A 20,629-nucleotide genomic window follows, 5' to 3' on the forward strand; every position below is an offset into this window, starting at 1 on the left:
TTGGTATCTTATAATCTACAAGCATAAGTTTCTATGCCTGGTACATCCATTTTAACTAGGTACGTGCATCCACTTTCTGGATAGACTGCTAATTGTTTTTCAGTCATTTCCTTTTTCGACGTTGTAATAAGCAACATATTCAACCCGTCGCCAATAAATGAAACTGAAGAAACCTGAGGGACGGGCAAATGAATACAATCTACTTGCGCACCAGAATTTAAGTCAAAACAAGCCACGCAAGAACTTCCCCAAATAGCAACCCATAAGCGTCCACTTTGATCCAAGGCCATTCCATCTGGAAACCCCATACTATCATGAATATTCACAAGATCGCCCTCGATACTCAAATGCTTGTCTTTGCTAGAGAAAAGATAGCTTTTTATTGATTTTGAAACACTATCTGTGTGAAACATTTTAGTATTGTCCTTAGACCAACATGGACCATTTGAAATGGTAACATTTGGTATCACTTTTTGAACACTCCATCCTTTAGATATACAGTACAAATCACCTACATTCTCTAAGTGATCCATATGGGTTGTACTAATCCATAGGTCTCCTTGGCAATCAATTGCACCATCATTGCAACGTATATCCTTCCAATCAATACTTAAATCGGTCTTAATAGTCAATTCTTGTAATGCGAGATTATATAATCCGATACCCCCAGCAACCGCAACAATCAAGTTTTCGTTATTTCCTTCACATTCAAAGACAGCCGAAACCATTGGGTCACAGCTATAGGTTTTATAAGTGATCACTATAGGATCGTACTCCAAAATTATTCCAGACAAAATATCAACCCAAAAAGCAGTTTTCCGACCAGAATGCCAAATAGGTCCCTCACCATGCAATAATGATGGTATTTTTAGGCATATTATCTCTCTATCGCTAGCCATTCAAGTATCAGTATGGAGTTTATTTATAAATAATTAAAACACAGTTGGGCTAAAGTGACATATTTAATGTGAAATGATAAATTGAATTATACTCCAATTATCTCAATTAATGACTATATACTTTAACAAAAAATTAAACAAAGCTAGAATCTCAGGTTTAGAATCTGTGTTTAAGATACTAATATTTTAATAAGAATCCGTCAATTTCAAGAAACTAACGTCAAAATTCTAAATATTTCGTCCCTATTTTTAAAAAATTTCCATTGCCAAGGCCATGTTTACAGCCGCTCCGGCCATAGTCCCAGTAGAGACAGCATGAGCGATTGAACGCATAGGATTCGTACTATCACCGCAAGCATACACACCTTCAATATTGGTTTTCTGCATGGCATCTACTTTCAGATAACCAAGCTCAGTTAATTCACATCCAATATTCTCTGGAATTTCACAATGTTGTCGAAATTGCGGTCTATAGTAGAGTGCTTTCAATTGGGTTGTTGTACCATCAAAAAATTTAAGTTCAAAAATTTCTCCCTTATTATGGTTAATTGACACAATGTTCTTCTCAATAATTTCTATGTTATTCGAATTTAGTTTTTTGAGCTGTGGTGAGGTAAAATCAGCTTTTCCATTAGTTAAGATTAAAAGTTTGGGTGTGAGATTTCCAATTAATTGCGCATAATGAAACGCGATGTCTGAATTAGCCATAATGGCTGTTCTCTCGTTTCTAAATTCATATCCATGGCAATAAGGACAATGGATTGCAGTGATTCCCCAGCAGGAAGAAAATCCATCAATTTCAGGTAATAGATCTTTTATTCCAGTAGCAAAAATCAATTTTGATGCTGCAAACCGATCTCCTTGCTCTGTCAAAATAGAAAATTTATTTTCCATTCGATTTGCTTGAATAGCCAAACCGGTATAAAACTCCACAGTGGAATACGTGGACAATTGATCTTTTGCTTTTTTGACAATGACATCTGGTTTTTGACCGTCTTGCGTTAAAAAATTGTGTGAATAGGGTGTTTGCTTATTGCAAGGCAAATCATTATCAATAATCAAAACCGTCCTCAAGGATCTGCCAAGAGACATAGCGGCTGAAAGACCTGCATAACTACCGCCTATTATTATTACATCGTAAATTTTTAAATTAATCTTTTCCATAGTGATTTCACGTTTTTATAGGGTTGAAAATATCGAAATTAACTGTAATTGCAACTATATTGCATTTAAAAATGACATTAGCATGTTCAAATGGATAAATCTGTTGAATCTCAAGTGAATAAGGTAAATGATATAACTAGTAGCCATGAAGATTTGTTTCCTTTGTTAACTAGTTTCTTCTTTTGTGATAAAATAAAAAGCATGAAAAAGACATCTATAATTATTTAATTTTAATACTTTTGAAGCAAATCACAATAAACCCAAAACATTGAATTATTTTTATAAACACATTGGTTTGCTGATTCTATTCAGCATAAGTATACATAGTAAGGCTCAAGACATACCTAAAGAAATTGTCTCTTTTGAAGATGCTTACAAGCGTCAATACAATATCACAAAGCTAAAAGATAGTAGACCAGAAATTGACGGTAAATTAGACGAAGATTTATGGGAGAACACAGGGAATTGGTCTGAAAAATTTTCACAAGTTATTCCTTTTGAAAGAGTCTACACAGCTTCTTGGACTCAGGTTAAAATATTTTATGATGATGAAAACATTTATGTGGGGGTTTATTGTAAAGACCAACATCCGGAAAAAATGAATGCTTTCATTGGTAATAGGGATGATAATAGCAATGGGGACCTGATAAGTATTGCTTTTGATACCTATCATGATTATCGGGTTGCGCCCGAATTTAATATCAACCTAGGTGGAAATAAAACCGACCTTACGGTTACTGATAAACTCTCAGTTAATCTCAGTTGGAATGCAGTATGGGAAGGAAAGACCAATATCAATCTGGCAGACTCAAGCTGGACAGCAGAATTAAGAATTCCGTTCAGTCAACTACGTTATAATCAAGACAATTCAGATGGAATTTGGGGATTACATGTAAGAAGGATAATTCGTGAAAATAATGAAGTTCAAAATTGGAGTATAATTCCAATTAAAAACAACGGTCATGTTTTCTCTTTTGGAGAAATGCATGGAATGAATGAATTACCTAAGCCAAAAGGTATAGAATTTCTTCCCTATGCAATGACCAAATATATTAACGAACCAAAAATACCCAACAGTCCTTTTCAAAAAGGCAATAAATTACAGGGAACAGCGGGCTTAGATGCAAAGTTTTCCTTAAGTGATTATACTTTAGACCTAAGCATAAATCCTGATTACGGACAAGTAGAGCTTGATCCTTCAGTGATGAATCTTACAGCTTATGAGATTTTCTATGATGAAAAAAGACCTTTTTTTTTAGAAGGAAAACATATTCTTGAATTTGACAATAATGAAAGAGGAATGATGTTTTATTCAAGACGTATTGGTGCGATGCCTTCCTATAGACCGCAAGGAATAGATAATATTGACAACTTTGCCAGTACAGCTAATTTTATCCCTATTCTGGCAGCAATGAAATTAACTGGAACAAATAAAAATGGTCTAACCATTGGTCTCTTAGAGAGTGTCACAGCACAGACCAATGCCAATACAATGCGCAACGGAATTCAAGACAAAGAGATAACTGAACCCTTGACAAATTATACTGTTGGACGTGTTCAAAAAAATTGGAATGGCAACACATTATTTGGAGGAATGCTTACATCAGTAAACCGTCGTTTGTCCAAAGATCATCTCAAAGATGCATTAATTAAAAATGCTTTTACTTCAGGTTTAGATTTTACGCAATATTTCTCCAACCGGTTATATTATATTGATGCGAAAGCAATGTTCAGCAGTCTCCATGGTAGTTCGGAATCTATTTTATATAAAAAAATGAATGCTACTCATTATTATCATAGAGAGTCAGCAGCAGAGTATCTAAAGATGAATCCAGGAGAAACAACTCTTCAAGGAACTGGGGGGTATTTTAAGGCTGGTAAAAAAGGAAATGCCCAATGGAATTATTCTCAAACATTTAATTGGTCCTCCCCTGGTTTTGATCTTAACGATGTAGGCTATATGAAAGAATCAGACTACATTTTAAACGAGTCTGAGATAGCTTTTCGCAAGACTGATCCTTGGGGACCATTTCGATTCGCTGGTATAAACCTAACTCAAAAAAATGTTTGGAACTATGCTGGCCAAGCAATCAATAATGATGTAGGTCTTCGATGGAGAAGTTTGAGTACCAAACGTAGATTCGAAATGGATATAAAGGAAACCTTTAGCTGGAATACCGTAGACAGCCGAAGACTTAGAGGTGGTCCTGATATGAAATATAACGCAAATTTTGAAACTAAAGTGGATTTGAGCACGGATCGAGCAAAAAAGGTTGTCTTTAAATTCCTTTATAATGGTCGACATTATTTGGAAGAACAAACCGGATATAATTCAGTCCACCCCAGTTTAATTTTCCGATTGGGGAATCATGTCAAACTTACAACCCAATTCAATTTTGCGAATAATATTGATAATTTACAATATATAAATTCCCTTAAAGCAGAAAATGATGGCAAAGAAAAAACATTTTACATGCTAGCGAAAATGAAGCAGAAAACTTATGGAGTGACCATTAATATGCAATTAAATATGACTCCAGATATTTCCATTCAGTATTATGCTTCTCCATTTACATCGATTGCAAAGTTTGATGAGTTTAAGCAAGCTACAAACACCAAAGCATCAAATTATGAGGATCGTTTCAGAGCAATTTCATCAGATGAAATAAGTTTAAAAGACGGGATGTATTCAACTACGATTGATAATCAAACGTTGTCCTTCAAGAATCCGAATTTTAGCTTTAATGAATTTCGTTCTAATTTAGTCGCTCGTTGGGAATACTTACCAGGATCAACAGTTTATCTTGTTTGGGAACATAACAGATCAAAACAGGACAATTTATATTTTCCAGGATGGGGAAATAATATAGAAAACATGTTTGGTCTACCAGCAACAAATACCTTTATGTTAAAATTTAATTACTGGATCGACCTTTAAAGAATACTTAAAGTAGAACATTCGATAAAGATCAATTTTTCTTTTAAAGGTAAAATTTCAGCTTAAAGTTGTCAAAATAATTGTACTCATTTAAGAACTTAAACCCGACTTAAGTGTCCACTAAATTTTGTTTCTAAAATCAGATATTGCTTTTAGAATATTCAGGATTATGCTGAATAAAAGCAAAAAGAATTCGACAGATTCACATACAAAACCTAGCATAATCTAATTTTAATTTAGTATTTTGAAAGAATTCAATGACTAATTGCAATGGCGAATAATCCACCAAAAAAAAGAAAGGTCACATCAGGACCGATTAGAGAAAAGGCGAGAACAATGGAAAAATTAATCAAATCTGTTGGGAAAGTTTTAAAAAAACATGGTTATCCAGGCCTAACAATTTCAAATATTGCCAGTGAATCCAAAGTGGACAGAAAACTAGTTTATATCTATTTTGGAACTTTAGACAATTTGGTTCAAGAGTATATTACTGGCCGGGATTATTGGAAAGGTAAGGCCCAAAATACAATAACCGAGCTTCTCTCTCAAGATGAAATTTCATTTGAAGAGATGTATGATCTGCTAAAAGGTCAATTTCAAGCCGTATTGGAAGATCCCATCTTACGTCGAATCCTGCAATGGGAGCTATCTGAACCTAATGATGTGCTCAAAAAAACGGCAGATGATCGAGAATATGTTGGGCAGTTATTAATCCAAAAGCTTGAGAATTCCTACGACACAAAAGATCTTGATATTCATGCAATTTTAGCGATTCAAACAGCAGGACTTTATTATTTAGCACTACATGCAAAATCAAATGGAAGTACTTTCTGCGGAATAGATGTCAACGAAGCCACTGGAAGAGAGCGAATTGAAAATGCCTTATTTAAGCTCTTAAGTCTTCCAAGGAAATAAAATAAATGGCAGTAACCTCTCCGAGAATACTTAATAATAAAGCTGCAACTTTGATAAAAATGCGATTCTCTTTTTAGTCCATTTAAAAACAAAAGACATTTTTATTTCGAAATAAAAATGTCTTTTGTTTTTAAGAATAAAGTTTCTCAAAATTTATTTATCAACCTATTCAATTCGTTTAGCGTTGATTCTTTGCTTCTTTCATTGGATTCGAATTTGAAGACTGTCCTCTAACTGAACGTCCATTCTCCTTAAATATCTCAAACCTAGATGGTTTATTTTGTCTTGGCCAAGTGTTGTTCGATTCATCAATATCTGAAGTCTCACGATACGGATCTAACTGAATTCCGACAACTTCCTTAGATTTTGCAAATACCTTACTAATCTCATTTTCATTTTTTCTCCAAATATAGGCCGGTATATTATCAATTTCTTTTGTGCCATCAGCAAATGTCCATTCAATAATTAATGGCATGACCAAACCTCCGTTATTCTGGAATTTTATTTCATAAAATCCAATGTTACCGTTATATATATCTTTTTCTACTGCTGTAAGAGAGTCATAAAATTTTTGATAATCAGCTTCTTGGTTAGGCTTTACAGCAAATCTGTCCCATTTATTATAAAAATCTAACAAAGAGGTATCTTTGTCAACCATAAATGTCATATTCTCTTCAATATTTCGTTGTCTGGTAATCGTGTTTTTATCCTTCTCGAAAGCATCTTTCATTTGATTACTGACCATTTTCAGGTTTGCACCGTTCATCCGATATTGTTTTACACTTTCCAATGAGATTTCTACAGCATCAGAAGTAAAAAACCAACCTCTCCAAAACCAATCAAGATCCACCGCAGAAGCATCTTCCATAGTTCTGAAGAAATCTGCAGGCGTAGGGTGTTTAAATTCCCAACGTCTTGCATATTCTTTAAATGCATAATCAAACAACTCTCTTCCCATAATCGTCTCACGAAGGATATTTAAAGCTGTCGCGGGCTTCGCATAAGCGTTTGGACCAAACTGAACGATATTTTCCGAATTTGTCATGATAGGTTCCAATTGATCTTTGGGTAGTTTCATGTAATCCACGATTTTATGCGCAGGACCTCTTCTTGATGGAAAGTCCTTATCCCATTCTTGTTCAGTTAAAAACTGCAAAAAAGTGTTTAAGCCTTCATCCATCCACGTCCATTGCCGCTCATCAGAATTCACAATCATAGGAAAGAAATTATGACCAACTTCATGGATGATAACGCCTATCATGCCATATTTCACTGCTTCAGAATATGTTCCATCTTCATCTGCACGTCCGTAATTAAAGCAAATCATGGGATATTCCATACCATTTGCTGCCTCGACAGAAATGGCGACAGGATACGGATAAGGGATAGAAAATTTTGAATATGTTTTTAAGGTATGAGCAACAACTTTGGTAGAATATTTACGGTAAAGTGGATAGGCTTCAGGGCCGTAATATGACATAGCCATAGGTTGGTTTCCTTGGATTCCTTCACGAACTTTAAAAGCGTCCCAAATTAATCGACGTGATGAGACGAAAGCAAAGTCTCGAACGTTCTTTGCCTCGAATATCCAGGTTTTTTTCCCGCTTGCCTTTTTTTGACTTGCTTGATTTGCTTCTTGCAATGTTACAATTTCAATAGGTTCATCGGCGAGTTGTGCCTGTTTCCAGCGGGCAACCTGGGTTGCGCTCAGTACCTGATTATAATTCATGCACTCGCCTGTTGCCCCAACAATATGATCTTCCGGAACAGTTATATTAACTTTATAATCCCCAAAAACAAGCGCAAATTCTCCCCTACCTGTAAATTGCTTATTTTGCCAGCCTTGAAAATCAGAATATACAGCCATTCTAGGAAACCATTGAGCAATTGTGTATAAATAATTACCGTCCTTTTGGAAGTACTCATAACCGGCTCGGCCATTCTCCACCATTCTATCGGTAATCTTAAAATTCCAATCAATATTCAATTCGAATTTAGCCCCTGGTTTTAACGCCGTGGGTAAATCTATTCTCATCATTGTATAATTGATGGTATATTTTAACGCTTTGTTATTTCCGTCAACTACCTTCTGAATATTAACACCGTACCCCTTCTGTTCCGGGACCAAGTTTTTCAATTGATTCAATGATACCTCATTTTCGAGTTGACTCTCATCAAACCTTTTGCTTTCAGCGTTGTCAGCGTGTTCATTTTCGTCCAATTGAATCCAAAGATAACTTAGTGGGTCAGGAGAATTATTTGTATAAGTAATTGTTTCAGATCCCTTTAGGATTTGATTTATTTCATCAATTTCAACATTAATTACATAATCGGCCTTTTGTTGCCAATACATAGCGCCTGGAGCGCCAGATGCTGTTCTAAAGATGTTGGGATCACTTAACAAGGTGCCCAATTGTTCAAATTTATTTCCATGATTTGAACCGGGGTTATTATTCGACTGCGAAAAGCCAACTTGACAACAAATTAAACCCAACAAAAATAAATGAAGACTTTTCAAATGATACTTTTTTTTCATAACGGAAAACGTTCTAATGCCATAACTAAGGATACACCACTCACAGCAGACGAAAGGAAAAAACTCCAATCCCTGTTGCTCACACTAAATACCTTTAACATCATTTCTGATATTAAAAGAATAAAAAATACAATTAAGATTTGCCCAAATTCCAATCCCAGATTGAAAGATAATAAGGGAAAAATGATACTTACTTCTTGACCTAAAAGCGACTGCAGATAATTTGAAAACCCTAAGCCATGTATTAGTCCAAAACTCAAAGTCATTACATATAATATATAAGGATTTCTTTTTTTTCTTCTTTTTGGCAGATTATATAATGCAGTAATCAAAATGGTTACCGGTATTAAAAATTCAATCCAACTGCCATTCACTTGAACAACTTTAAAAACCGCTAAAGCCAAAGTAATTGAATGTCCTAAGGTAAATGCCGTTACTAGCCAAAGAATTTGCTTCCAATCTTTAAACACATAACTGCAGCATAAAACAAATACAAAAAGGATATGATCATAACCGTTAATATCCAAAATATGTTGCCATCCTAGCTGGAAATAGATTGAAAAGTCGTTCATTTATCAGGTATAATTCAGTTTTATTGAAAGCAAAATTAATATTTTTTTATTAATCAAAAGTCTATTTCTTTATTTTGGGTAAATTAGTGGAATATTTGAAGATAAATTAGAAATAAAAGATGATTAAAATCTCTAGGTTGGTTATTTTAATGCTAAGTTTAATCGCTTTAAGCGCATTTACGCACCCTTTTTATGTTAGCATTACTTCAGTTGATTTTAATTCCAATAAAAAACAAATAGAGATTTCTTGTAGACTTTTCCACGATGATCTTGAACTAGCACTAAACAACAATCAATCTCGACGAATAGATATAATTAACCCCGAAAACAAGGTCCTTGTTGATTCAGTAGTCTCAAAATACATTCAAAAAAATTTTCTGATTAGCGTTAACGGGCAAAAGAAAAAGATGAACTATGTAGGCTATGAGATTCAAGATGATGTAGCTTGGTGTTATTTTGAAATTCAAGAAAATAATAAAATTAAGAAATTAGAAGTCATCAATCAATTGCTTTACAAGGAGTTTAAAAATCAATCTAATATATTACATGTTACGGTTGATAAAATACGTAAAAGCACAAAAGTTGATAATCCAACCAAGTCAGCTATTTTTGAATTTTAAAAAGCAGTAAAGTTTTATAGGTTAAAATGTCATTAAACACAAAATGCTTTTCAAGCAAAAAGCACCTCTAAATTTTAATATTTATATTTTGTGTTGAGGTATGTTACCCATTGTGGTTAACATCCTTGGGATTCGGTTCAGCTGAGACTGTCCCGATAAAACCCGCATTGGTTACATATAAAATGTACGGGTTTTCTAAAAGCTTTTCTAATTTTATCTTCTGTTTTTTTATCATATAGTTATCACCTTTCTTTTTCTGTTTGCGATAATATAGCAAATTTTAATCCAATTGCCAAGTTTTCTGACAGAATACTTGCTTTTACGGATCAATATCTAGATGAAACCGATACTTTCAATACCCAAATTCATAGCCCTTCAGGCCCAATTTGCTGTATGGTTATGAACAAATTCACTTGGTGAACTATGTAATATGGTCTTAAAAACCCTGTTAAAGTGTACAACAGTATTGAAGCCACACAAATAAGCAACTTGAGAAATATTTTCCGTTGATTTATTGATTAGAAGTTGACATGCTTTTTCAATACGGATTTCGTTAAGAAAAGTCACATAAGTTTTCATTGTATGTTTTTTGAAGTATTTGCAAAATGCAGAAGGCGTCATATGGATTAGTTTTGCTACCTCCTCGATACTAATTTCTTTATTATAATTCTCTAAAGAAAATCTTAAAATTTCATTGATTCTAACACCTACTTTGTCATTAAAATTTGAATCAGCTAGTCCTGAATATAAAGAATTCATTGACTTCTCATTTGAAATTAAATAATCAAAAACCTCCAATAAGCACCTAAACTTAGCTAATCCTTCGTTTTTTTTCAGATCTAAAAATTTTGAACGAACCGCTTTGCTATACACTGAAGTTAACCTTTTACTCGCGTCTAGATTTTTAAATAAGTCTCGAGTAGATTGTAACTCTTGCATGTCGAAAAAATTTTTTAGCTTCTCAAATGTGATAAAAATATGTATAGCATGGATTCCCTCAGAACTATTTTCCTCATTAATAAAAACGTGTGGGTCATTTGCCTTTATTATAAAAATTTCATTTTCTGAAAAAGGCTGAATTAGATTACCAATCACAACAGATCCTTTACCTTTTAAAATATAAGAAATCTGATATTCTTTATGTCGGTGATAATGATTGTAAAAGTTCGATCTGAAATCTTCTTGGATATAAAATGAACCTACCCCAGCTGCGGGTATAGTAAATTCCACAGGATGCTTAACATCCCCATTTTTTATTACATTCATACTTAGGTAACTTTTTGAATTTCCAATAGCAATGACTGCCTAAGGAAAATGAAAATCATAATTTAGTTAATCACAAAAGTATCAAATATTTCCATCTAAATCACACTATTTTAACCAACATTGATTTCAACCTTCACCAAACACTATCCTGTCAAAAATTTAATCAATAGAAAAAATTACGTTTTCTAAAGGAACAATAGCATAGATGATTATTGAATAATCAACAAATTCATTTCAAATTGGCCACTAACCAATAATTCTTAAAAATTACAACTTATTAATACTTAAATATCCCTCCTGAAGAATACTTCTTATGTGATTTTGAACAATTTACAAAGTCGATCTATTCGTGTGGGACGTTTTTATCGTTTATTAGTGCACGATCCAAATGTACATACCCCCCATCTACGTGTAATAATTGACCTGTCGTATGACTGGAACGATCGGAAAGTAAAAAAACAGCCATATTAGCAATTTCCTCCGTCGTAGTCATTCTATTCTCTAAGGGAATTCGACTCGTAATTTTCCGAAGAGTCTCCTGTGGATTGGACAAGGTTTGAATCCAACTCCTATATTGTGGAGTCATACACTCTGCTACGATGATGGCATTCACACGAATCCCATAACTTAACAATTCGACCGCCCATTCCCGAGTCAACGCATTCCGGGCACCATTGCAAGCTGCATAACCGGAGGTGCCACCTTGACCTGTTTCTGCAGTTTTAGAACTTATGTTCAAAATGCCCCCTTTTGATTTCTTCAACCATGGCAGACTATACTGAGCCATCAGATAATAATGAATTAAACTATTATGTAGCGATTTAACAAAAGAGTCATAATCACCAGATTCTAGACCAACCCCATCATTCAGACCTGCATTGTTAATGAGTCCATCAATTCGCCCAAATTCCTCAACGACGGTCTCTACAGCTTTCTTACATTCTTCTGGATTGGCTAGTTCTGACTGAACGCTAAAAGCCTCCTTACCTAATGTCTCAAGTTCAGTTTTAAGCAAATCATTATCCAGTTTATTCCTACCGATAATAACTGGGATTGCCCCCTCCTCGGCTAATGCCAATACTATCCCCTTTCCTATACCTTTAGCGCCACCAGTGACGATAACCACTTTATCCTTTAAATTTAAATTCATACAAATGACATTTTTTTTTCTTACGACAATGCGTTAAACTCACTACTAAAAAACTATATTATTGTAAGTCATAAAATTTAACAGCATTATTTCCCCAGAATCCTTCTAATTCAGATTCTGAAAAATCGAACAAATTCGCCGTTATTATTTCTTGTGTTTCTTGAAAAGTTCCAGCAAGCAAGCACACTGGCCAGTCCGAACCATACATTATTCTCTCCTTCCCAAAGCATTGAACGACATGCAAAATATAATTCTTAAAATCACCAATATTAGAATGATTCCAGTCCGCTTGGGTCCCCAATCCAGAAATTTTACAATACACATTTGGATATTCAGAGAGTCTTTGGATAAACCTCCTCCAATGTTGATCTGGAATTCTCCCTTTAATAACTGGTTTGGCCAGGTGATCCAACACGAATTTTTGGTTTGGATTACATGAGACACACTGTAATGCACTTTGATACTGTTGTGGATTAACTAACAAATCGTAAGTAAAATTCCACTTCGTCAAACTTGAAATTCCCCGTAAAAATTCATCTGTACTTAGAAAATCAGGATCTTCTTCGGCTTCCACTATATGACGAAAACCTTTAATTAGTGAATGTTTTGAATAATTTTCTAAATGTTCATCTACATGTTCAGATCTTAAATCCGTCCATCCAACAATTCCTTTAATTAAAGCATAGACCGTTGAGAGTTCTAGTAAAAATTCAGTCTCTTTAGAAGATTGATCTGCCTGAACCGCGATTACGCCATCAAAATTTCGTTCCTTAAGGGTTAGTGAAATATCATTAGGAAGAAAATTTTTCTGGATAATTTTCATATCATCGGTAATCCATGCATCTTTTTCAGAATCAAATATCCAAAAATGTTGATGAGCATCTATACGCATAATTTTGCTATCTATTTTGGCTATAACCGATTACCTCTTGTCTTTGTTCACCTAGATAGTCTGCGCCAAGCTCAATAACGTCACCTTCTTTTAAATAGATTGGCGGATTAAAGCCTAGTCCCACTCCCGCAGGTGTTCCGGTTGAAATAACATCTCCAGGTAATAAAGTCATAAATTGAGATACATAAGAAACTACAAATGGAACAGAGAAAATCAGATTGGATGTATTTCCTTGTTGGAAAGTTTTACCATTTACTTTAAGCCAAAGTTTCACATTATTTATATCTGGAATCTCATCGGGAGTAGTCATTACAGGACCCATTGGGGCAAACGTATCGCATCCCTTACCTTTATCCCAAGTACCACCTCGTTCAATTTGGAATTCGCGTTCGGATACATCATTATGCAAAACATAACCTGCAACATAATTCAACGCTTCAGATTCTTCTACATATGTAGCTTTTTTTCCAATCACTATACAAAACTCAACTTCCCAGTCTGTTTTCTTTGAGTTTTTAGGGATGACTACTTTATCATTTGGTCCAATTAAAGCGGTTGTAGATTTCATGAAAATTATTGGTTCAGCTGGAATCATTGCGCCGGTTTCTTCCGCATGGTCTTTATAATTCAGACCAATACAAACAATCTTTGAGGGCCTGGTAAAAGGAGAACCCAATCGTGTTGTTTGCGGAATTTCTATTAATTTTTCTTTATTTGCTTCAACAAATTCGAATAATCTCTCTAAACCATTTCCTTCAAAAAACTCTTCGTTGTAATCTCCACCGAATGCAGAAACATCATAATTTTTTTCGTTAATTCTAACTCCAATTTTCTCCCTACCAGCCTCTCCAAATCTTATTAATTTCATTTCGTAAATATTTAAAGTTTAATATGAATCTATGACTTTATTATGTTTTTAAAAATACTAATTATTTAATTTTATAAATCCACCATCTATAGGATAATCATTACCAGTTATAAATGATGAATCATCAGAACAAAGAAATAAGGCTAATTTAGCAATTTCGATAGGTTGAGCCATTCGACCAATAGGCTGAGATTGGGATAGCTTTTCGAACATTTCTTTTTCTTTACCTGGATAATTCTTTTCAATAAAACCATCTACAAATGGTGTATGAACCCTGGCAGGCGAAATTGAATTAGAACGGATATTATCTTTTAGGTAATCCCTAGCAATTGAAAGACTCATCGCATAAACTGCTCCTTTGCTCATGGAATAGGCAAAACGATCCGCGATTCCAACCAACGATGCAATGGAAGCTAAATTAAGAATAACTCCTCCTCCTTGATTCTTCATCACAGGAACCACAGCATGCAAGATGTTATAGGCTCCTTTTACATTCACTTGGTAGATTCGGTCAAAATCTTCTTCAGTACATTCTTCTACGTTTCCAATGTGTGCTATTCCAGCGTTATTTACTAAAATATCAATTCTTCCAATTTTTTGAATAATTGCATGAACTTCCTTTTGGTTACTTACATTGCACTGATGAACAAGACATTTAGAACCAGATTTTTGTATTAATTGTTTAATCTGATTGGCATTTTGAGTGTTTAGGTCTAAAATATGTACTGTTGAACCTTCTTCTGCGAAAAGTTCAGAAATTGCTTTTCCTATCCCACTTCCCCCTCCAGTTATCACCGAAATCTTTCCTTCTAATTTTAACATAATAAATTGATTTATTAAAGTTTATAACTATTATTTATAGTGATACTCCACGTCTCCATGGTATGAAATCATCTTGTCCCAATTGAACTGCTTTGGGAATTTCCCTTCCTGATGCGACCTCAATGATATAATCTAAGAGTCGATGCGCAGCCTGTTGAATGGTCTCTTCACCTTGAATTACGGTTCCGCAGTCTAGATCAATGACATCGGGCATTTTCTTATAAATCGCGGTATTAGACGAAACTTTGATTACTGGAACAATAGGGTTTCCAGTTGGCGTCCCTAATCCAGTAGTAAAAAGCACCAAATTAGCACCTGCCGCAACCTCTGCCGTTGTGCTTTCTACATCATTCCCTGGGGTACATAATAGATTTAATCCAGCATTATTTGCCAATCCGGGATAATCTACAACATTCGTTATAGGGGAAGTTCCCCCTTTCTTTGCAGCTCCTGCCGATTTAATGGCATCAGTTATTAAACCATCACGTATATTTCCAGGAGATGGATTCATGTAAAAACCAGATCCATCAGCTTCAGCTTTTGCATTGTAGGTTTTCATTAAGTGAATAAAATATTCAGCAGTAGAATCATCAATACAACGGTCACTTAATTCCTGTTCTACCCCACAAAGTTCGGGGAATTCCGATAGAATCACTGAGCCACCTAAACTAACCAAAATATCTGACACGAATCCCAAAGTTGGATTTGCTGAAATTCCGGAAAATCCGTCAGAACCACCACACTCTAATCCTACACAAAGTTTATTTAAAGGTGCTGGTTCTCGCGTTTGTTTATTTGCAATCGTAAGACCTGCAAAAGTCGATTTAATTGCTTTTTGCATCAACTCTCGTTCAGTCCCTTCGAATTGTTGTTCGAATATATGGAGTGGTTTATCTAAGTTTGGTGTTCTTTTTAAAATTTCAGCTTGTAAAATTCCTGCCTGCGCGTGTTGACAGCCTAAACTCAAAACGGTGGCCCCTGCAACATTTGGGTGGGTAATATAACCTGCTAATAAACCGCAAAGAGCATCGGAATCCATGCGTGTACCGCCACATCCCATATCGTGATTTAAAAATTTAACACCATCTATATTGGGGAATAACCTTGATTTCTTACTATTCTCTTTGCTATAATTAAGATCAGTTCCTAATAACTCATCAACGGAAGCTCCCGCTTTATATTTAGAAATCAGAACGTCTACTTCATTAGAATAATCTTTGGAATCGACTTTATACCCAAGTTTTTCTTCTAAAGCAGCTTTCAATGTCAAAACATTCCTGTTCTCGCAAAAAACCAATGGAATGACTAACCAATAGTTTGCAGTCCCGACTTGTCCGTTACTTCTATGATAGCCATCAAAGGTTTTTGACTCGAAAGAAGAAACATCTGGCTTTACCCATTCCAATTTTCGTTTCCCCAGTTTAAAACTATCTGAAGCATGTCTTAAGTTTTCTACATTGATTAACTCCCCTTGATCCAAATCAAAATTTACTTTCCCAACAAGAACTCCATACATATAGATTTCATCGTCCTCTTTCAGTTTATTGACAGTAAATTTATGCTTTGCAGGAATCTTAGTTTTAAGTTGATAATTCTCATTATCAAACCTCACAGTATATCCCTGAGGTAAGTCCCTTAAAGCAACCAAAACATTATCTTTTGGATGGATTTGTAGAAATGCTAATTTTTCATTTTCCATTTGTTACTATAATTCAAAAATTTGATTCATTATTACCCACTTTTCACCAGGTTTAGCGCCTGGAATGGGTTGTTGATATCTCCACATTAATTGCTCCCAAACCTGTACCAACGGATTACTTTCATCCATTTTTGCTTTCGCCTCAAAGCTAAAGTTTTCATTTACTTCCATTACCATAAATAGCCTATTTCCAAATCTATATATATCCATAACTGTAACACCGGAATCTGTTATTGATTTTTTAATTTCTGAGGTAACTGTTTTATGATAGTTTTCATATTCAGTGATCATTTTTGGATCATCGACCAAATCCAAGGCTAAAGCATATTTTTTGCTCATTTTAGTATATTTTAATGTGAGACAGATTGAATTTTACCAGATGAATTATTTTGCGAAGCAAATAATGCTACAACCAGGAAGCAAACCAGTACAACAAAATACCCATATTGCAAATGACCGGTTTTATCTGAAACAAAGCCCAAAATTGGTGGTAACACAGCTCCACCCACTATTGACATAATAATCAGACTTGAGGCAGATTTTGTATCACTACCTGTCCCTTGAACACCAATAGCAAAAATTGTTGGAAACATTATTGACATAAAAAATGCAATAGAAACCATAGCGTATAATGTAATTATCCCCTTACCAAAAACACAAATCAATGTTAATAATACAGAAATTGATGCAGCATATAATAATAATTTTGAAGGGTTAATCCTTCGCATCATAAAAGTCCCAATGAACCTACCTAACATGAACAATAGACCAGCTACCCCTGCATAATATTTTGCATCTTTTGGATCTACTCCGGAAACCTCGGAGGCAAATACAATCAAGAAACTTAGGACACATACTTGTGCGCCAATATAAAAAAATTGTGCTACAACTGCCCACGTAACATTTTTATGTTTAAAGGCTTTCAAAAAACCTGATTTGTTTTCTTGATGATCCTTCACTTCCGGTAATTTTATACAAAAAAAGATGAATGCTGCCAATAAAATTATACATCCTAAAATAACATATGGTCCCTTTACTATGGCTGTCTCTGTTTGAATATATAATGTCCTTTGTACTTCACTTAAATTCGACACCTCCTCTACGGATAATGGATTCTCAGTCAAAATGAACTGTCCTCCAACAATTGGAGCTACAAATGCCGCGAGCCCATTAAAGGATTGTGCAAAATTCAGTCTTTGGGTTGCAGTATCTGGATCTCCAAGTACAGTCATGTATGGATTTGCTGCAGTTTCTAATAGAGTAATCCCACATGCAACCACAAAAAGCGCAGATAAAAAATATGCATAGCTCATCGTATTGGCCGCTGGAACAAACAAGAAACATCCAACAGCAAAAAGGACCAACCCGATAAGGATTCCTACTCGATATCCATATTTTTTCATGATCAAACCAGCAGGAATTCCCATGAATAAATAGGCAATGAAAACTGCAGAATCTACTAAAGATGCTTGAAAATGAGTCAGACTAAAGGCACTTTTTAAATGTGCAATCAATATCGGATCCAGATTATGAAGAAACCCCCAAAAGAAAAAAAGAGATGTTATTAAAATAACGGCAACCTTATTATTAGTCTTACTCATACTATTAGATTATAATGGAACGACTAATCTCGGTAAAATGGATTGCAAATAAATAAGGTATTTTACCAAAATTATAAACTATTTTACCATATTTATCACAAAACCTAGAAAGTTATAGAATATATTAGTTAACTATGATTATCAAACAACTAACTCTTCCATTTCAAATTGATCAAAGTTTTCAAATTAGAAGGGATTATTTCCCAAAACATCAATTGATTTGGCATTACCACCAAGAATGGGAATTAGTGTATATTAATAAAGGCACTGGAACTCTTTTTATTGGGGATAGAATAAAATCTTTTCAACCGGGTGACACCATACTCATTTCCTCACAAACTCCTCATTATTGGCTATTCGAAGAATTACCTCAGCAAATCGAATTAGAACAACCTATTGATTGTATAGTAGCCCATTTTAACAAAAATTTCGGATTAAACAATTTCTTAGGTATACCTGAATTGTTAAATTTAAAATACTTGCTTGAACATTCAGAACAGGGTAGATTTATTCGTTTAAATCAGAACAATAAGATTAAAGATCAACTTGAAACGGTGCTCACATGTACCGGTCTGCAAAAACTATTACATTTTTTGATGCTCTTAGAGGATATCAGCTCAATTGAGTGTGAAGCCTTAACCAGTAAAAACTACTCTATTCTGAATCAATCAATGGATCAATATCGAATGAATGGTCTTATGGAATATATAGGGGAAAATTACAAGCAGAAAATTAAATTATCCAAACTTGCCAATATCGCAGATCTAACAGAAAATTCTTTCTGCAGATATTTCAAACAAAAAACAAGTAAAACACCTATTCAATTCATCACTGAATTACGTGTTTCTCATGCCTGTTCTCAGCTTCGAAATTCTCAGCTCAGCCTTAAAGAAATATGTTTTGAGAGTGGCTTTTACAATTTCGCGAGCTTTCACAAATCCTTCAAAGCAATTACGGGAACTACCCCAAAGTTATACAAAAGCACAAAAAAGCAGCAATAGTATAATCAATTGCTGCTTAATAATATGTCAATAGTTAATCCTACTGAAACATTCACAAAAGAAAAATTTCAGCTTATCCTCTACTGTTATAATTTGGAGATTCTTTTGTGATTTGAATATTGTGCGGATGAGATTCGCGTAAGCCAGCACCGGTGATACGCACAAACCTTGCATCTTGTAGTTTTTCAATAGTTGGTGCACCACAATACCCCATGGAAGCTCTCAAGCCACCAATATATTGGTAAACAACTTCCGCTAAAGTACCCTTATAGGGTACTCTACCAACAATACCTTCAGGTACCAATTTTTTGATATCATCTTCTACATCTTGAAAATAGCGATCCTTTGAACCTTTTTCCATTGCTTCAATGGATCCCATACCTCGGTATGATTTAAATTTTCTACCTTCCAATAAAATAGTTTCACCTGGAGCCTCTTCAACTCCTGCAAATAATGATCCTGCCATAATGGTATTAGCACCAGCAGCAATTGCCTTAGCAATATCGCCAGTTTGTTTTATTCCACCGTCTGCTATGATTGGAACTCCAGTTCCTTTTAAAGCGCTAGCAACCTCATAGATTGCATATAACTGCGGAACCCCTACACCCGCTATAATACGTGTTGTGCAGATTGATCCCGGACCTATCCCTACCTTAACTGCGTCTGCGCCAGCGTCTGCCAGAGCTTTTGCTGCTTCCCCTGTTGCAATATTACCCACAATTACCTGAAGATCAGGATAAGCGGCTTTAACCTCTTTTAATTTATTGATAACACCAAGGGAATGTCCATGAGCTGTATCAATTGTTATAACATCAACCTCTGCTTTAACTAGCGCATCTACTCTTTCCAATGTATCATGTGTTACGCCAACTGCAGCGCCCACTAATAGTCTTCCATGTTCATCTTTAGCAGCATTTGGATAATGTTTATACTTTTGAATATCTTTAAATGTAATCAATCCTTTAAGTACACCATGCTCATCTACTACAGGGAGTTTCTCAATTTTATAATTTTGAAGGATTTCTTCTGCTTTAATTAGATCCGTACCAATTGGAGCAATAACGAGATTTGTTTTTGTCATTAACTCACTAATCGGACGCAACATTTCCTTTTGAAAACGAAGATCCCTATTAGTAACTATACCTACTAATTTTCTTTCCAGGTTTATCACTGGAATTCCCCCAATTTTATGCTCCTTCATTATCTGAAATGCATCACCTACTGTCGCGTTCTCAAGTAATGTAACAGGATCTTGAATCATACCGCTTTCTGAACGTTTAACTTTTCGGACCTCAGCGGCTTGTTCAGCAATTGTCATGTTCTTATGTAACATACCAATACCCCCCGCTTGCGCAATAGCAATTGCCAAGTCAGCTCCTGTAACAGTGTCCATTGCAGCGGACACTAAAGGAATATTAATTTTTATCTTCTTTGTAAGAAAGGAACTTGTATCAACCTCACGAGGTAATATTTCGGAATATCCAGGTATTAATAGAACGTCATCATATGTGAGACCTTCTTGGACGAATTTTTGTGGATCTAATTGCATAGCAAATATTAATGGGGTTACCTATTTGCGAGGCAAATTTATGAAATTTTATTGAATTTTAAAATAACAAGAAAGTATTTACAATACTTAGACAAAAAATAAACAATCCGTTCTTGAACAAAATTTTCAGAAAAGGT

General features: G+C 34.7%; 17 protein-coding genes. 4 read left to right on the top strand and 13 right to left on the bottom strand.

What is annotated here, in order from left to right:
- Positions 1 to 8: 8 nt before the first annotated feature.
- Positions 9 to 899, bottom strand: a complete 891-nt coding sequence (locus AC6CHH_RS15120) for an SMP-30/gluconolactonase/LRE family protein (protein ID WP_498284363.1) — start codon at positions 897 to 899, stop codon at positions 9 to 11.
- Between the two features lie 249 nt (positions 900 to 1,148).
- Positions 1,149 to 2,063 (bottom strand): NAD(P)/FAD-dependent oxidoreductase, encoded by a 915-nt coding sequence (locus AC6CHH_RS15125; protein WP_498284365.1) that lies wholly within the window; start codon positions 2,061 to 2,063, stop codon positions 1,149 to 1,151.
- Positions 2,064 to 2,331: 268 nt separating this feature from the next.
- Between AC6CHH_RS15125 and AC6CHH_RS15130 the strand changes: the two genes are divergently transcribed.
- The gene (locus tag AC6CHH_RS15130) at positions 2,332 to 5,001 is read left to right on the top strand and encodes a DUF5916 domain-containing protein (RefSeq protein WP_498284367.1); all 2,670 of its coding nucleotides are present in this window, start codon (positions 2,332 to 2,334) and stop codon (positions 4,999 to 5,001) included.
- 336 nt (positions 5,002 to 5,337) lie between these two features.
- Positions 5,338 to 5,916 (top strand): TetR/AcrR family transcriptional regulator, encoded by a 579-nt coding sequence (locus AC6CHH_RS15135; protein WP_498284369.1) that lies wholly within the window; start codon positions 5,338 to 5,340, stop codon positions 5,914 to 5,916.
- Between the two features lie 178 nt (positions 5,917 to 6,094).
- Here the strand turns inward: AC6CHH_RS15135 and AC6CHH_RS15140 are convergent, their stop codons facing one another.
- Both AC6CHH_RS15140 and AC6CHH_RS15145 read right to left on the bottom strand, forming a co-directional pair.
- Positions 6,095 to 8,452, bottom strand: a complete 2,358-nt coding sequence (locus AC6CHH_RS15140) for a M1 family metallopeptidase (protein ID WP_498284371.1) — start codon at positions 8,450 to 8,452, stop codon at positions 6,095 to 6,097.
- On the bottom strand, positions 8,449 to 9,024 hold the full coding sequence (locus AC6CHH_RS15145; protein WP_498284373.1) for a HupE/UreJ family protein: 576 nt from the start codon (positions 9,022 to 9,024) through the stop codon (positions 8,449 to 8,451). The genes AC6CHH_RS15140 and AC6CHH_RS15145 overlap by 4 nt, the downstream gene beginning before the upstream one ends.
- Positions 9,025 to 9,143: 119 nt before the next feature.
- On the opposite strand from AC6CHH_RS15145, the gene AC6CHH_RS15150 reads away from it, so the two are divergent.
- On the top strand, positions 9,144 to 9,644 hold the full coding sequence (locus tag AC6CHH_RS15150; RefSeq protein WP_498284375.1) for a DUF6702 family protein: 501 nt from the start codon (positions 9,144 to 9,146) through the stop codon (positions 9,642 to 9,644).
- A 375-nt stretch (positions 9,645 to 10,019) separates the two neighbouring features.
- Here the strand turns inward: AC6CHH_RS15150 and AC6CHH_RS15155 are convergent, their stop codons facing one another.
- From AC6CHH_RS15155 to fucP, 8 genes are all read right to left on the bottom strand, one after another.
- Complete coding sequence (locus AC6CHH_RS15155; protein ID WP_498284377.1) at positions 10,020 to 10,910, bottom strand: AraC family transcriptional regulator; 891 nt, start codon at positions 10,908 to 10,910, stop codon at positions 10,020 to 10,022.
- Positions 10,911 to 11,253: 343 nt separating this feature from the next.
- Positions 11,254 to 12,060 carry an L-fucose dehydrogenase gene (locus AC6CHH_RS15160; protein ID WP_498284379.1) on the bottom strand — a complete coding sequence of 269 codons (807 nt, stop codon included), beginning with the start codon at positions 12,058 to 12,060 and terminating at the stop codon, positions 11,254 to 11,256.
- 58 nt (positions 12,061 to 12,118) lie between these two features.
- On the bottom strand, positions 12,119 to 12,952 hold the full coding sequence (locus tag AC6CHH_RS15165; RefSeq protein ID WP_498284381.1) for an amidohydrolase family protein: 834 nt from the start codon (positions 12,950 to 12,952) through the stop codon (positions 12,119 to 12,121).
- Positions 12,953 to 12,959: 7 nt separating this feature from the next.
- On the bottom strand, positions 12,960 to 13,820 hold the full coding sequence (locus AC6CHH_RS15170) for a fumarylacetoacetate hydrolase family protein (protein WP_498284383.1): 861 nt from the start codon (positions 13,818 to 13,820) through the stop codon (positions 12,960 to 12,962).
- Positions 13,821 to 13,877: 57 nt separating this feature from the next.
- The gene (locus tag AC6CHH_RS15175) at positions 13,878 to 14,642 is read right to left on the bottom strand and encodes an SDR family NAD(P)-dependent oxidoreductase (protein ID WP_498284385.1); all 765 of its coding nucleotides are present in this window, start codon (positions 14,640 to 14,642) and stop codon (positions 13,878 to 13,880) included.
- A 34-nt stretch (positions 14,643 to 14,676) separates the two neighbouring features.
- The gene (locus tag AC6CHH_RS15180; protein ID WP_498284387.1) at positions 14,677 to 16,341 is read right to left on the bottom strand and encodes a UxaA family hydrolase; all 1,665 of its coding nucleotides are present in this window, start codon (positions 16,339 to 16,341) and stop codon (positions 14,677 to 14,679) included.
- A 6-nt stretch (positions 16,342 to 16,347) separates the two neighbouring features.
- A complete protein-coding gene (locus AC6CHH_RS15185) occupies positions 16,348 to 16,680 on the bottom strand; it encodes an L-rhamnose mutarotase (protein ID WP_498284389.1) in 333 nt (110 codons plus the stop codon).
- 11 nt (positions 16,681 to 16,691) lie between these two features.
- Positions 16,692 to 17,942, bottom strand: coding sequence for an L-fucose:H+ symporter permease (fucP, locus tag AC6CHH_RS15190; protein WP_498284391.1), 1,251 nt, complete (start codon positions 17,940 to 17,942; stop codon positions 16,692 to 16,694).
- A 134-nt stretch (positions 17,943 to 18,076) separates the two neighbouring features.
- On the opposite strand from fucP, the gene AC6CHH_RS15195 reads away from it, so the two are divergent.
- A complete protein-coding gene (locus tag AC6CHH_RS15195; protein ID WP_498284393.1) occupies positions 18,077 to 18,943 on the top strand; it encodes an AraC family transcriptional regulator in 867 nt (288 codons plus the stop codon).
- 73 nt (positions 18,944 to 19,016) lie between these two features.
- Here the strand turns inward: AC6CHH_RS15195 and guaB are convergent, their stop codons facing one another.
- On the bottom strand, positions 19,017 to 20,492 hold the full coding sequence (gene guaB / locus AC6CHH_RS15200) for an IMP dehydrogenase (RefSeq protein WP_498284395.1): 1,476 nt from the start codon (positions 20,490 to 20,492) through the stop codon (positions 19,017 to 19,019).
- Positions 20,493 to 20,629: the final 137 nt, after the last annotated feature.

This window comes from Sphingobacterium sp. GQ94, from assembly GCF_059758715.1.